12 protein-coding genes and 1 tRNA gene are annotated in these 13,386 nt (G+C 70.0%); 7 read left to right on the forward strand and 6 right to left on the reverse strand.

Features of this window, described 5'->3' with window-relative positions:
* The first annotated feature begins 143 nt into the window (after window positions 1–143).
* Window positions 144–1,421: a serine--tRNA ligase gene (gene serS, locus OG272_RS24625; RefSeq protein ID WP_405894863.1), complete on the forward strand. Its 1,278-nt coding sequence runs from the start codon at window positions 144–146 to the stop codon at window positions 1,419–1,421.
* Window positions 1,422–1,510: 89 nt separating this feature from the next.
* Window positions 1,511–2,335 carry an HAD family hydrolase gene (locus OG272_RS24630; protein ID WP_326585730.1) on the forward strand — a complete coding sequence of 275 codons (825 nt, stop codon included), beginning with the start codon at window positions 1,511–1,513 and terminating at the stop codon, window positions 2,333–2,335.
* Between the two features lie 573 nt (window positions 2,336–2,908).
* On the opposite strand, the gene OG272_RS24635 is transcribed toward OG272_RS24630, so the two are convergent.
* From OG272_RS24635 to OG272_RS24660, 6 genes are all read right to left on the reverse strand, one after another.
* Window positions 2,909–2,992, reverse strand: a tRNA-Ser gene (locus OG272_RS24635).
* A 287-nt stretch (window positions 2,993–3,279) separates the two neighbouring features.
* The gene (locus tag OG272_RS24640) at window positions 3,280–3,579 is read right to left on the reverse strand and encodes a hypothetical protein (protein WP_405896072.1); all 300 of its coding nucleotides are present in this window, start codon (window positions 3,577–3,579) and stop codon (window positions 3,280–3,282) included.
* 191 nt (window positions 3,580–3,770) lie between these two features.
* Window positions 3,771–4,490, reverse strand: a complete 720-nt coding sequence (locus OG272_RS24645; RefSeq protein ID WP_327728826.1) for an ABC transporter permease — start codon at window positions 4,488–4,490, stop codon at window positions 3,771–3,773.
* A gap of 10 nt (window positions 4,491–4,500) precedes the next feature.
* Complete coding sequence (locus OG272_RS24650) at window positions 4,501–5,412, reverse strand: ABC transporter ATP-binding protein (protein ID WP_326580936.1); 912 nt, start codon at window positions 5,410–5,412, stop codon at window positions 4,501–4,503.
* Window positions 5,409–6,347 (reverse strand): ABC transporter permease subunit, encoded by a 939-nt coding sequence (locus tag OG272_RS24655; RefSeq protein ID WP_327728825.1) that lies wholly within the window; start codon window positions 6,345–6,347, stop codon window positions 5,409–5,411. Before OG272_RS24655 ends, OG272_RS24650 begins: the two co-directional genes overlap by 4 nt.
* On the reverse strand, window positions 6,337–7,326 hold the full coding sequence (locus OG272_RS24660; RefSeq protein ID WP_326585729.1) for an ABC transporter ATP-binding protein: 990 nt from the start codon (window positions 7,324–7,326) through the stop codon (window positions 6,337–6,339). Before OG272_RS24660 ends, OG272_RS24655 begins: the two co-directional genes overlap by 11 nt.
* Before the next feature lie 352 nt (window positions 7,327–7,678).
* Here OG272_RS24660 and OG272_RS24665 point away from each other — a divergent pair, with 352 nt between their 5' ends.
* The 5 genes from OG272_RS24665 to OG272_RS24685 all read left to right on the forward strand — a co-directional run bounded on the left by OG272_RS24665 (window position 7,679) and on the right by OG272_RS24685 (window position 13,350).
* Window positions 7,679–8,527, forward strand: coding sequence for a M24 family metallopeptidase (locus OG272_RS24665; RefSeq protein WP_327728824.1), 849 nt, complete (start codon window positions 7,679–7,681; stop codon window positions 8,525–8,527).
* Window positions 8,524–10,308 carry an SDR family oxidoreductase gene (locus tag OG272_RS24670; protein WP_327728823.1) on the forward strand — a complete coding sequence of 595 codons (1,785 nt, stop codon included), beginning with the start codon at window positions 8,524–8,526 and terminating at the stop codon, window positions 10,306–10,308. The genes OG272_RS24665 and OG272_RS24670 overlap by 4 nt, the downstream gene beginning before the upstream one ends.
* A 483-nt stretch (window positions 10,309–10,791) precedes the next feature.
* On the forward strand, window positions 10,792–11,739 hold the full coding sequence (locus OG272_RS24675; protein ID WP_405894867.1) for a MerR family transcriptional regulator: 948 nt from the start codon (window positions 10,792–10,794) through the stop codon (window positions 11,737–11,739).
* Window positions 11,740–11,862: 123 nt separating this feature from the next.
* Entirely contained in the window at window positions 11,863–12,411 is a 549-nt protein-coding gene (locus OG272_RS24680; protein ID WP_405894869.1) for an RNA 2'-phosphotransferase, read from the forward strand.
* Between the two features lie 36 nt (window positions 12,412–12,447).
* Window positions 12,448–13,350: an LLM class flavin-dependent oxidoreductase gene (locus OG272_RS24685; protein WP_405894871.1), complete on the forward strand. Its 903-nt coding sequence runs from the start codon at window positions 12,448–12,450 to the stop codon at window positions 13,348–13,350.
* The last annotated feature ends 36 nt before the right edge of the window (window positions 13,351–13,386 follow it).

The following is a 13,386-nucleotide window of genomic DNA, read 5'->3' on the forward strand; positions in this document are numbered from 1 at the left end:
AGGGGGCGGACCGCAATTCATTGACATTCACCGGCGCCGGCGGGCCCGACCACCGTGATCAACATTCAGGTCAAAGCGCCACAGAAACGGCGTACCGCGAATTCAAGTCGTGGGCCGGAACCAGGCACCGGTAGCCTTGTGGGGTGATTGACCTTCGCCTGCTCCGTGAGGACCCCGACCGTGTGCGCGCGTCCCAGCGCGCCCGTGGAGAGGACGTCGCGCTCGTCGACTCTCTCCTGTCCGCCGACGAGCGGCGCAGGTCGTCCGGCGTCCGCTTCGACGAGCTCCGCGCCGAGCAGAGGTCGCTCGGCAAGCTGATCCCCAAGGCCTCCGCCGACGAGAAGGCCGAGCTGCTCAAGCGCGCGGAACAGCTCAAGGCCGACGTCAAGGCCGCCGACGCCGAGCGCAACGCGGCCGACACCGAGACCCAGGAGCTCCTCCTCCGCCTCGGCAACCTCGTCCACCCCGACGTCCCCGTCGGCGGCGAGGAGGACTTCGTCACGCTGGAGACGCACGGCGAGATCCGCGACTTCACGGCCGAGGGCTTCGAGCCGAAGGACCACCTGGAGCTCGGCACGATCCTCGGCGCCATCGACACCGAGCGCGGCGCCAAGGTCTCCGGCTCGCGCTTCTACTTCCTGACGGGCGTCGGCGCACTCCTCGAACTCGCCCTGGTCAACGCGGCGATCGCCCAGGCCACCGCGGCCGGCTTCACCCCGATGCTGACCCCGGCACTGGTCCGCCCGCAGTCGATGGCCGGCACCGGCTTCCTCGGCCAGGCCGCCCAGGACGTCTACCACCTCGACAAGGACGACCTGTACCTGGTCGGCACCTCCGAGGTCGCGCTGGCGGCGTACCACATGGACGAGATCATCGACGCCGACCGCCTCCCCCTGCGCTACGCGGGCTTCTCCCCCTGCTTCCGCCGCGAGGCCGGTTCGCACGGCAAGGACACCCGGGGCATCTTCCGCGTCCACCAGTTCGACAAGGTCGAGATGTTCTCGTACGTCGCGCCTGAGGACTCGCAGGCCGAGCACCAGCGCCTGCTGGACTGGGAGAAGCAGTGGCTGACGTCGCTCGAACTGCCCTTCCGGGTCATCGACGTCGCCTCCGCCGACCTCGGCTCCTCGGCCTCGCGCAAGTTCGACTGCGAGGCGTGGATCCCGACCCAGGGCAAGTACCGCGAGCTGACCTCGACCTCCGACTGCACCGAGTACCAGTCGCGCCGCCTGCAGATCCGTGTCCGTGACGGCAAGCAGGTCAGGCCGCTGGCCACGCTCAACGGCACGCTCTGCGCCGTCCCGCGCACGATCGTCGCGATCCTCGAGAACCACCAGCAGGCCGACGGCTCCGTCCGCGTCCCCGAGGTTCTACGTCCGTACCTGGGCGGCCGCGAGGTGCTGGAGCCGGTAGCCAAGTGAGCGAAGCGGCCGCCACCGAGGGCTCCACGGACTCCAGGACGACCACGGATCCGGATGCGTCCGAGGCATCCGAGGTTTCCGACACATCCGTGACGCCCTCGGGCTTCCCGTACAAACTGATCGCGACCGACCTCGACGGAACGCTCCTGCGCTCCGACGACTCGGTCTCCCGGCGCACCCGTGAGGCGCTCGCCGCGGCCACCGCGGCGGGCGCCGCCCACATCGTCGTCACCGGCCGGGCCGTCCCCTGGACCCGCCACATCCTTGACGACCTCGGCTACCGGGGACTGGCCGTCTGCGGCCAGGGCGCACAGGTGTACGACGCCGGAGAGCACCGTCTGCTCACGGCCGTCACCCTGGACCGGCAGCTCGCCGCCGTGGCCCTCGCCAAGATCGAGGCGGAGGTCGGCCCCCTGCACCTGGCCGCCAGCCGCGCGGGCCTGGAGGGAGCCATACTGATCGGCCCCGGCTACGCCCTGCACGGCTCGCTCCCCACCACCCCGCTCACGGACGTCTCCGACCTCTGGGCGGCCCCGCTGAACAAGATCTACATACAGCACCCGACCCTGACCTCCGACGAGCTCACCGAAGCCGCCCGTCAGGCCGCCGGCGGCTTCGTCACGGTCGCCATGGCCGGCGAGGGCATCGTCGAGCTCCTCCCCCTCGGCCTCACCAAAGCCACCGGCCTCTCCCTCGCCGCCCGCCGCCTCGGCGCCAAGCGCACCGACACCATCGCCTTCGGCGACATGCCCAACGACATCCCCATGTTCACCTGGTCCACCCACGGCGTAGCCATGGCCAACGCCCACCCCTCCCTCAAGGCCATCGCCGACGAAGTCACCTCCTCCAACGAGGCCGACGGCATCGCCGAAGTACTGGAACGGCTGCTGAGCGAGGGGCTCGACGGACGCTGACCGCCACGACGCCACGACGCCACGACATCAGCGTGACTCGACCGCGGCCCATCGGTCCGGCAAGGCCAACGACGCCAAGGGACGACGCTGTCGAAGCCGACGGCACCTGAGGCAGGACCTGCAGCAGCACCTGCCGAAGCAGACGGCACCTGGAGCCGGCGCGGTGGGCCCAGGCGCCGCCCAGGGCTGACGCGCTGGTGACCCGGGCGCCGCCCAGGGGCAGCGTTCTGGAGCGGATGATCACAGCTGGGGCAGTCACGGTCGGCCGACGCCCACCACCGCTGCCGCCGCCCTCCCAACTGCCCGCTGCCGGCCCTCCCGACTGCGGGCAAGTCCTACCGCGAGGAACGGGTGTCCACCCGGCCGTCGTAGCTGCGGGCAGTCGTGCCGCAAGGGGCGCGGCACGGGTGGGCGCAGCGGCACCCTGCAAGCGCCGGTAAACCAAGCCCACCCCGCCCAGCAGACCGCCCGGCACCCTCAAAAAAGCCCCCGAGGCCCAACACAGCCCCGTGAACCTCTCTACACGAACCCCCAACCCAAAAGCCCGGCCAAGTCACAGCGACAGCGAAACGGCGGAGGATGCACGAATCGAACGTGCGCGGGCAAAACCCGACCACGGCTTAGCAAGCCGGTGCCTTACCACTCGGCCAATCCTCCGGGTGGGCGGCCCACGCGAAGCGATTCGCGCGCTCGAAGCGGCCGCCCCGGGCAGCTCCCCGCTGGGGGAGGGACGGACTCGACGGAGGGGTAACTACTCCGGAGCCCGCCGTGGGCTGCCCTGTCGGGAACTCGACGTACTGCGCCTGAAGGACAGCATGGCCGGGCTCCTCTCCCAGAACATGGCGCCGGCTCGACCCGGCGACCTGGACATCAACCACTGTGCCCCGCAGCCGAGTTGCCCGCCACCGAATATCCGTCGCCTGGACCTCCGGCGCGCGGGACGGTCACCGGCGGCGCCACTTGCGGCGTCGCGCCTTGCTGAAGAACCACCCGGCGGGCGGCTCGTCCGAGCGCCAAGGCTGGGGGTCGGGGGCCTGCTGCCGCCAACGCGCGGCGAGCATCCGGGCCCGCGCCGAAGGTTCGTCCGTCTCAGCGGACCGTATGAAGTCCTCGTCCAGAACGAGGTCGTCCCAGACATCCTCGCCCGTGTTCCCGGCTCCGGATCCCGGCACCGGTCCGGATCCGCCCTCGGCGCCCGGTCCAGCCCCAGCGCCTGCTCCGTCCCCAACCGTGCTGTCGGTCACCGCGCCCTGCGTCTCGCCTCCGTCGGGCGACAACTCCGCCGGCATCCCCGCTCCTCCTGTCTCCTGGCCGCCCTTCCTGGCCGTGTATGCCCCTTCGATTCCGCGTTGCCCAGTGTGCCTGGACGTGTGTGAAGCCCCGGTCAAGATCAAGAGAGGGCGAGCCTCCGGGGCCGAGCGCCCCGGAGGGTCCGTCACTCCTCGCCGGCCAGCTTCAGCGTCCGCAGCTTCTGCCCGGCGTACCAGGTCGCGCCCGCTGTGACCACCGTCAACAGAACCACCGCGGTCGGCAGCCCCACGTCCGAGGTCACCAGGCCCCCGTCGGTGACCTTTTGGGCGACGGCGAGCGCCCACTGCTGGACGCTGAGCGTGCGCGCCCCGTCCACCAGGGACCCGAAGAGGGTCTCCCAGACGAGCGCGTACACGAGCCCGAAGACGACCGCGTGCCGGGTGACCGTCCCGAGGAGCAGGAACATCGCCGCGTACGCGATCGAGGCGACCAGCGCCGCCACCGTGTACGCGACCGCGATCTGCTGTCCGTTGCCGTTCAGGATCAGGCCGGCGAGCAGTGTCGGTATGGCCGAGAACGCCATCGTCACCGCGATCGCCACGATCAGCTTGGTGAAGATGATCGTCGGCCGCTTCACCGGCTTGGCCAGCAGATACACCACCGAGCCGTCGTCGATCTCCGGCCCGATCGCGCCCGTTCCCGCGATGACGCCGATGATCGGCACCATCGTGGCGAGCGCGAATCCGCCGAGGAGGTCCGCGGCCACCTGGTCGTCGGCGCCGCTCAGGCCACGCACGGCCACGGAGAGCACGATCAACAGGGCAGGCAGCGCGCTGAGAATGAGGGCCCGACGGCGGCCGAGCAGGGCCCGGTAGGTGAGCCGGGCGACTGTGGGGTCGTACATGTTCGGCCTCCTACGCCGCGACGAGATACGAGAAGACGGACTCGAGGGACTCGTCCGACGGCGAGACCGTGAGCAGACGAATTCCGTGGTCCCGGGCCACCCTCGGCAACAGCGTCGTGAACCGGCCGAAGTCGACGGCCTGGATGCGCAACGCGCCCTCGGCCGTATCCACTTCGATCCCGGCCGTCGACGGGTCGGCGATCAGCGCGGCGGCCAGGGCCCGGTCGTCACTGGAACGCACCAGATAGCGGTGCGGGCGGTCGGTCATGAGGCGGCGGATGCGCCGGAAGTCACCGCTGGCCGCGTGCCGTCCGGCGACGATCACCTCGATGTGGGACGCCAACTGCTCGACCTCTTCGAGGATGTGGGACGAGAAGAGCACCGTGCGGCCCTCGTCGCCCATGCGCCGCAGCAGGTCCATGAGCTGCATGCGCTGGCGCGGGTCCATACCGTTGAACGGCTCGTCCAGCAGAAGCAGGGACGGTTCGTGGACCAGCGCGGACGCCATCTTCACGCGCTGGCGCATGCCCTTGGAGTAGGTCGAGATCTTGCGGTCCTGCGCGTATTCCATCTCCACCGTGGCGAGCGCCCGCTGGGCGGCCTTCGCCCCGAGACCGTGCAACTCGGCGTTGGCGACGACGAATTCGCGGCCCGTGAGGAAGTCGTACATCGCCTCGCGCTCGGGGACGATGCCGATGTGCTTGTAGATCTGCTCGTTGCGCCACACCGGCGTGCCGTCGAGGGTGACGGAGCCCGTGGAGGGGGCGAGGAAGCCGCCCATCATGTTGATGAGGGTGGACTTGCCGGCGCCGTTCGGGCCGAGCAGGCCGGTGACACCGGGGCCGATCGTCATCGTGACGTCGTTGACCGCCACCACGTTGCCGAACCAGCGTGAGACGTGGTCGATGTTGAGCGTGGTCACAGCCCGACCTTTCGGTAGCGGCGCATCAGCAGGCCGTAGGAGCCGACGACGAGACCCAGGACGACGAGGAGATAGAGGACTCCCTGCCCGTTGGAGGGGCCGTGTCCGCCGGGGAAGGCGGAGGTGGCGCCCAGGAAGGCGGTCTGTACGCCGTCTATCAGAGTGATGGGCGAGAAGAGGCCGAGCCAGGGGACAGCCTCGGTGCTGGACTGCACGTCGGCGATGGCCTGGACGACGGACACGGCCCCGTACGAGATGGTGAGGACGGCGATGACGGCCGCGATACCGAAGCCGCGGCGCGGGGTGACCGCCGAGATCACCAGGCCGATGCCGGCGAAGAGGAGCGACAGCAGCGCCACGGACACCAGTCCCTGTGCCAATCCCTTGGTCTGGTCGGTGAAGTCGAGCTTGGCCAGCAACGCGCCCACATAGAGCACGAGCAGGGGCACCGCGGTGAGAATGAACAGCGCCGAGGTCAGCGCCGCGAACTTGGCGCGGACGTAGTCGGCGGTCTCGATCGGGCGCGAGAAGTACAGCGGGACGGTCTTGAAACGCAGGTCGCGCGAGACGGACTGCGGCGCCTGGGAGGCGACGTACAGGCCGATGACGGCCTGCATGATGACCGCGTAGTCGGTGTACTTGATGGGCAGGTCGTTGGCCTGGGTGGCGACCGATACCGCCACCATGATGGCCGCCGGCACGCACATCACCGCGAACAGCAGCATGGGCAGCACCTTGGACTTGGCCGAGCGGCCCAGTCCGTACGCGCCGCGCAGGGACTGCGAGTACAGCGAGCGGCGGGCGTAGGCGCGGCCGAGGCGAGGGCCGTCGTAGGAGCGGTATCCGATGTTGTGGATACGGCTCTGCTCGCCCGTGCGGGCGGGCTGTCCACCGGCGAGGGCCGGTGCCTGTGCACCGTGCTGCTCAACCGCCATGGCCGACCGCCTCCTTTCCTGCGTCCTGGGCGCTCCGGGTGCCCGTCTGCTCGTCGTGGTCCTGGAAGACCTCGGCGATCTGGTGCCTGCGCTGCTCCATGCGGACCAGACCGAGGCCCAGGTCGGCGACGACATCGCGGACCAGGTCGTAGGTCTCTTCCCCCTGGGCGGTGAGCAACAGGATGTGTCCGGCGCCCGGGAGCCCGCTGCCGTCGGAGACGGTCACCCCGCGTGCGTTGAGCGCTTCGCGCAGCGCGCTGGTGCCGTCGGGGTGCTCGTCGCTGTCGGTTACCTCGATCGCGAGGATCGCCGTGCTCTGGGTGAAGTCCTTGGTGGAGCTGGACCGCAGAAGCTTGCCGCCGTCGACCACGACGACGTGGTCGCAGGTGCGCTCGAGCTCGCCGAGCAGATGTGAGGTGACGAGGACCGAGATGCCGAAGTCGGTGTGGATGCGGCGGATGAGGCCGAGCATCTCGTCCCGGCCGACCGGGTCCAGGCCGTTCGTCGGCTCGTCCAGGAGCACCAGCTGCGGGTCGTGCACCAGGGCCTGGGCGAGCTTCACCCGCTGTTTCATGCCCGTGGAGTAGCCGCCTATGGGGCGGTACCGCTCCTCGTACAGGCCGACGTGGCGCAGGGTGTCCGCCGTGCGTTCTCGCGCGGCGGTCGGGGGGAGTCCGGACATGCGGGCCATGTGCACGACGAACTCGGTGGCCGAGACGTCGGGCGGCAGGCAGTCGTGCTCCGGCATGTACCCCACGCGCTCGCGGATGGCGCCGCCCTTGGTGGCGACGTCGAGGCCGAGCACCTCGGCACGGCCCTCCGAGGCGGGGGACAGACCCAGCAGGATTTTGATCAGTGTGGACTTGCCGGCGCCATTGGCACCGACGAGTCCCGTCACACCGGGTCCGATGTCCACGGAGAGCCGGTCAAGAGCGGTCACCCTCGGGAACCGCTTGCTCAGGCTTTCGGTCGCGATCACAGTCACGATTTAGACATTAGGGGCGGGGGCCGCCACGGTCATCACCCCGCAGAGCTGTCTCGACGTCACTCTCGAGTCGTAGGGGTCCGTAGGGGACATCCACCGCCGGTCCCCCTAGGGGTCACCCTGAGGTCGAACGACCCGACGGAGTCGGAACGCGCGGCGGTGGCCGTCATGGGAGGGAACGAGCGGCCTCGCCGTTTCGTGCCCACGTTCACGCCTGTCTTCGTGTCCACCGGTTGTCCACAGCCCTCGCGTACCCCCATTGACGCAGCCGCCAATCACTGTCACATTCATTGATGTCACCTTGCGAACACGGACTGTAGTCGATGGAGACGGGTGGGGCAGTGACATGACCTCGGCACTGACAAGCGGACTCACCACGGAGCTGCGAGGGTTCAGGCAGGTGCAGACCCTCGCGTACGACTGCGCGGAAGCGGTCGCGGCCCAGCTGAGGCCGGGCGTGACCGAGCGGGAGGCGGCACGGATGCAGCGCCGCTGGCTGCGCGAGCGTGGCGTGCGGGACTGGTTCCACCTGCCGTTCGCCTGGTTCGGCGACCGCACGGCGTTCGTGAACTTCCGCGTACCGCTGCAGTTCTTCCCCACCGACCGCCGTCTCGAAGCGGGCATGCCCTTCATCCTCGACATGGCCCCCATATACAAGGGCTACACGGCGGACATCGGCTACTCGGGCTGCATCGGGCCGAGTCCCCTCCACGACAAGCTGATGGCGGATCTTCGAGCGCACCGCGAGCTGATCCTGTCCGAGGTGCGTGAGCGCCGGTCGCTGCGCGAGATCTACGAGGACGTGGACCGGCTCATGGTCCGCCAGGGTTATGCCAACCGGCATCGCGCCTATCCCTTCGGTGTCATCGCGCACAAGGTGGACCGTGTGAAGCAACGCCGCTGGTCACCGCATGTGTTCGGGTTCGGCACACAGTCGTTGAAGGGCCTCGCCGCGGACGCGCTGCGCGGGCACCGCGACGGGTGGTCGCCGCTGTGGTCTCCGTACCGGTTCTCCGACCACCCGCCGCGGCCGGGGCTGTGGGCGGTCGAGCCCCATCTCGGCTTCCGGGGCACGGGCGCGAAGTTCGAGGAGATCCTCGTCGTCACCGACTCCGCAGACGCCGAGGAGAGCGCGTTCTGGCTGGACGACGACCTGCCGCACGTCCGGCGGTGGGCGGAGGAGAAGTGCCGATGACCGAAGGGGGAGACATGACGGATGCGGTGACGCTCGAAGGCGCGCGGGAGCGCCGGGTGCGTGCGGACGGAGTCGAGTTGTGCGTCGCCGAGCTGGGCGACCCCGAACAGCCGACCGTGCTGCTGGTGCACGGCTACCCCGACTCCAAGGAGGTCTGGTCCGAGGTCGCCGTACGGCTCGCGGAGCGCTTCCACGTGGTGCTGTACGACGTGCGCGGCCACGGCGGGTCGACGGCGCCGAAGCCGTTGCGCGGCGGTTTCACGCTGGAAAAGCTGACGGACGACTTCCTCGCGGTCGTGGACGCGGTCAGCCCCGACCGCCCCGTGCACCTGGTGGGACACGACTGGGGTTCGGTGCAGGGCTGGGAGTTCGTGACGGTCGAGCGCACCGCGGGGCGCATCGCGTCCTTCACCTCGATGTCGGGGCCTTCCCTCGACCACTTGGGGCACTGGATCAAGCAGCGGGTGAGGCGCCCGACCCCGCGCCGGCTTGCTCAACTCCTCGGCCAGGGCGCCAAGGCCTGGTACATCTACGCGCTGCACACACCCGTGTTGCCCGAGCTCGCCTGGCGCGGCCCCCTCGGCAAGCAGTGGCCCGGCCTGGTCCGGCGGGCCGAGAAGCTGCCCCGGAGCGGCTATCCCAGCCCGTCGCTGCCCACGGACGCGGCGCACGGGGTATGGCTGTACCGGGACAACATGCGAGCTCGTCTGGCCCGCCCCCGTGACGACGCGTACGCCCACGCGCCCGTGCAGCTCATCACGCCCCTGGGTGACCAGTTCCTCTCCGAGCAGCTCTACGACGACCTGGAGTCGTGGGCTCCCCGGCTCACCCGTCGCACCCTGCCCGCCAAGCACTGGATCCCGCGCACGAGGCCCGATCAACTGACCGCCTGGATCACCGCGTTCGTCACGGCGGCCGAGGGCGGACGCCCCGCACCGGAAGCCACCGGGACGTACACGGACCGCTTCGGCGGGCAGTTGGTCCTGGTCACCGGCGCGGCCAGTGGCATCGGCCGGGCCACGGCCTTCGCGTTCGCCGAGGCCGGGGCACGCGTCGTCGCCGTCGACCTGGACACCGAAGGAGCGGCCCGCACCGCGGAGCTGTCGCGGCTGATCGGCGCGCCCGAAGCCTGGGCCGAGACGGTCGACGTCTCCGACGAGCGGGCGATGGAGAAGCTCGCCGAGAGGGTCGCCACCGAGTACGGCGTGGTCGACGTGCTGGTGAACAACGCCGGGATCGGACTCTCCGGGTCCTTCCTCGACACCACCCCCGAGGACTGGCGGAAGGTCCTGGACGTCAACCTTTGGGGCGTGATCCACGGCTGCCGGCTCTTCGGCAGGCAGATGGCCGAGCGCGGCCAGGGCGGACACATCGTCAACACCGCCTCGGCCGCCGCGTATCTGCCCTCCAGGTCGCTGCCCGCGTACAGCACCTCCAAGGCGGCGGTCCTGATGCTGAGCGAGTGTCTTCGCGCCGAGCTGGCCGGGCAGGGCATCGGGGTGTCGGCGATCTGCCCCGGCATCGTCAACACCAACATCACCTCGACCGCCCGCTTCGCCGGCGTCGATGCCGCGGAGGAGAAGCGGAGACAGCAGAAGACGACGCGGCTGTACGGACTGCGGAACTACCCGCCGGAGAAGGTCGCGGAAGCCGTCCTGCGCGCGGTCGTCCGGAACCAGGCAGTCGTGCCCGTCACACCGGAGGCCCACGGCGGCCGCTTCATGTCCCGGTTCGCCCCGCGAGTGCTGCGCCGGCTCGCCCGACTTGACCCGCCGCTGTGAGCCCCCGGGACGCCCAGCACGAGAACGGGCAACACGTGATGGCCCCACGCAGTCTCCCCTTCGACTGGGAGAAGACCCGGCCGCACCGGTTCCCCGACGAACCCAGCGCCACCCCCCTGCCGTCAATGGGCTGCGAAGGGCTTCGTCCGCTCGGAGCCGGACCTCGGACGGGAGCAGTGCCGCCGCTCGGTTCCAGCCTTCGCGAGGCAGCGTGCAGCCCTCGTACGTCCGACGGATCACGGGCACGGCGGTCGCCGCGTCCCCGGCGCCACGCCTGCGGACGCGGAGGCGCCGTCTCTCTCCGATGGCAGGGCCCTGAGCTCGCCGGACGCCCGGCTGCTCGCTCGCCGCGCACAACCGCGCCGCGCACAAAGGCCCGTCGCCCACGCGGAAGGAACTCGGCGCGGGCGCGATCGCGCCGGCGGTGGCGTAGCCGCCCAGGGCAGCACGGCAGCACGGGTGACAGAAGGAGGCACGAGGACCGTGAACCACGAACCGGCCGGGGCCGCGTATCGCATCGAGGATCTGGCGCACCAAAGCGGCGCCACGGTCCGGACGATCCGCGCCTACCAGGACCGCGGACTGCTCCCCCGTCCCGAGCGACGCGGCCGGGCGAACGTGTATTCGAACATGCATCTGACCAGACTGCGTCAGATCGCCGGCCTCCTCGACCGCGGCTACACCCTGGCCTCCATCAAGGAGCTCCTGGAGGCCTGGGACACGGGCCGCGGCCTCGGCGGAGTGCTCGGCCTGGCCGCGGAGGTCGAGGGGCCGTGGACCGACGAGGAGGCCGTACGGATCTCGCGGGCCGAGCTGATCGAGCGATTCGGCGGCGCTCCGGACGAGGCGGCGGTGGCGGACGCGGTCGAGCTGGGCGTGCTGGAGCCGGTGCCCGGCGAGGCGGACCTGTTCCTCGTGCCCAGCCCACAAGAGCTGGCCGTGGCAGCCGAGTTGCATGAGGCCGGGGTGCCCCTGTCCGCGATCGCCGGTCATCTAAGGGAGTTGAGGGGACAGGTCGAGCACATCGCCACCCGTTTCCTGGAGTTCACCACCGAGCATGTGTTCGCTCGCTATATCGGGCAGCACCAGCCACCGACCGAGGCCGACACGGTCGAGGCGGCGACGCTCGTACGACGTCTGCGACCGCTGGCACAGCAGACGGTGGACGCCGAACTCGCGCGCGCCATGCGACTGTTCGCCACGCGTCAGCTGCGCCGCCATCTCGGCTCCGTCCCCGCCGCCACATCTGCGGAGGAGTCGTGTTCCGTACGGATCCCGGCGTCGACAATGCGAGCGGTCGAAAGGCTGGTTGGCCCCGAGCAGGTATCGGCCTTCATCGCGGCGGCAGCCGAACGGGAGGTACAGTCCCGCACCTTGGACTCACTCACTGCAAATATGCGCGAAACCAACAAAGTTCACGAACCACCCTGAATCAGAAAGGTAGTTGTCCACAGAATCTTCAATTCACCTGTGGATAACTCCACTTGGCTGTGGATCAAACATCCGGATCAAAATCACGTGCGTGACGCAGGTCTCTCCAGGCACGCTGGTGGGATGAACGAACGACGTACCGTGAGAGTGTCGAAGTACCTCTCGAAACACCTGCGACACCAGCCGGAGCGGATCGGGCTCACGCTCGACGAGGGCGGCTGGGTCGGGATCGACACGCTCATCGAGGCGGCCGCCGCCCACAACTTCCACTTCACCAGGGCGGAACTCGACCACGTGGTCGACGCCAACGACAAGCAGCGCTTCGCCGTCGAGGGCGACCGGATCCGCGCCAACCAGGGCCACACCGTCGAGGTCGACCTCGGCCTGGCCCCGGCGACGCCGCCGGCGTACCTCTATCACGGGACCGTGGCGGCCTATCTGGGCGCGATCAGGGCCGAGGGCCTGCGCGCCATGAACCGGCATGACGTGCACCTCTCACCCGACCGCGAGACCGCCACCCGCGTCGGCGCCCGCCGCGGCCGTCCCGTCGTGCTCTCCGTGGACGCGGGTGCCATGCACCGCGACGGCCACGTCTTCCGCGTCAGCGACAACGGGGTGTGGCTGACCGAGGCGGTTCCGCCTCAGTACCTGCGGTTCCCCGCGTCGCACTGAGCGGGACCACCCCACGACTGCCCTTACGCTCCATGTATGAGTCTGCGTCTGAGCACCGTGATCCTGCCGTACCTCCGCTGGCACGAGGGCGGCCGTGACACGTGGCAGCGCGCCAAGCAGCTCGGGTTCCACACCGCGTTCACGTACGACCACCTGTCGTGGCGGACCTTTCGGGACGGGCCGTGGTTCGGCGCCGTGCCGACCCTGACCGCCGCAGCCGCCGTCACCGACCATCTGCGCCTCGGCACTCTCGTGACCTCGCCGAACTTCCGGCACCCGGTGACCCTCGCCAAGGAACTGATCTCCCTCGACGACATCTCCGGCGGCCGGATCACCCTCGGCGTCGGCGCGGGCGGCACCGGCTTCGACGCCACCGCGCTCGGCCAGGAACCGTGGACGCCGCGCGAGCGCGCCGACCGTCTCGCCGAGTTCGTCCCCCTGCTCGACCGGCTCCTCACCGAGGACTCCGTCTCGTACGAGGGCGACTACTACTCGGCCCATGAGGCACGCAACATCCCCGGCTGCGTCCAGCGTCCCCGGCTGCCCTTCGCGGTCGCCGCCACCGGGCCGCGCGGGATGCGGCTGGCCGCACGGTACGGGCAGGCGTGGGTGACCACCGGGGACCCCAAGCTGTTCGAGACGGGCACCCCCGAGCAGTCGGTTCAAGCCATGCGTGGGCAGGTCGAGAGGCTGGCCGACACGGCCGCCGCGCTCGGCCACGACGCGGCCCGGCTCGACAAGATCCTCCTCACCGGTTTCACCCCGGACCGCGGCCGGCCGCTGGAGTCGCTGGACGCGTTCGTGGACTTCGCGGGCCGCCACGCCGAGCTGGGCTTCACCGACCTCGTGGTCCACTGGCCGATCCCGGACTCGGACTTCGCCGCGGACGAGAAGGTCTTCGAGCGGATCGCCATGGAGGCATTGGCCCAGCTGGCGTGAGCGCTTCCCGGAGCAGTCCCGACCGGGGTGCACACG

The sequence above is a fragment of the Streptomyces sp. NBC_00104 genome, from assembly GCF_045160825.1.
In the GTDB taxonomy this organism is placed as follows: domain Bacteria; phylum Actinomycetota; class Actinomycetes; order Streptomycetales; family Streptomycetaceae; genus Streptomyces.

What these genes read in the sequence shown, in the direction of transcription:
- OG272_RS24645 (WP_327728826.1), bottom strand. Translation starts at nt 4,490, where the DNA reads ATGTACGACCCCACAGTCGCCCGGCTCACCTACCGGGCCCTGCTCGGC.
- OG272_RS24655 (WP_327728825.1), bottom strand. Translation starts at nt 6,347, where the DNA reads ATGGCGGTTGAGCAGCACGGTGCACAGGCACCGGCCCTCGCCGGTGGA.
- OG272_RS24665 (WP_327728824.1), top strand. Translation starts at nt 7,679, where the DNA reads ATGACCTCGGCACTGACAAGCGGACTCACCACGGAGCTGCGAGGGTTC.
- OG272_RS24670 (WP_327728823.1), top strand. Translation starts at nt 8,524, where the DNA reads ATGACCGAAGGGGGAGACATGACGGATGCGGTGACGCTCGAAGGCGCG.
- OG272_RS24680 (WP_405894869.1), top strand. Translation starts at nt 11,863, where the DNA reads ATGAACGAACGACGTACCGTGAGAGTGTCGAAGTACCTCTCGAAACAC.
- OG272_RS24685 (WP_405894871.1), top strand. Translation starts at nt 12,448, where the DNA reads ATGAGTCTGCGTCTGAGCACCGTGATCCTGCCGTACCTCCGCTGGCAC.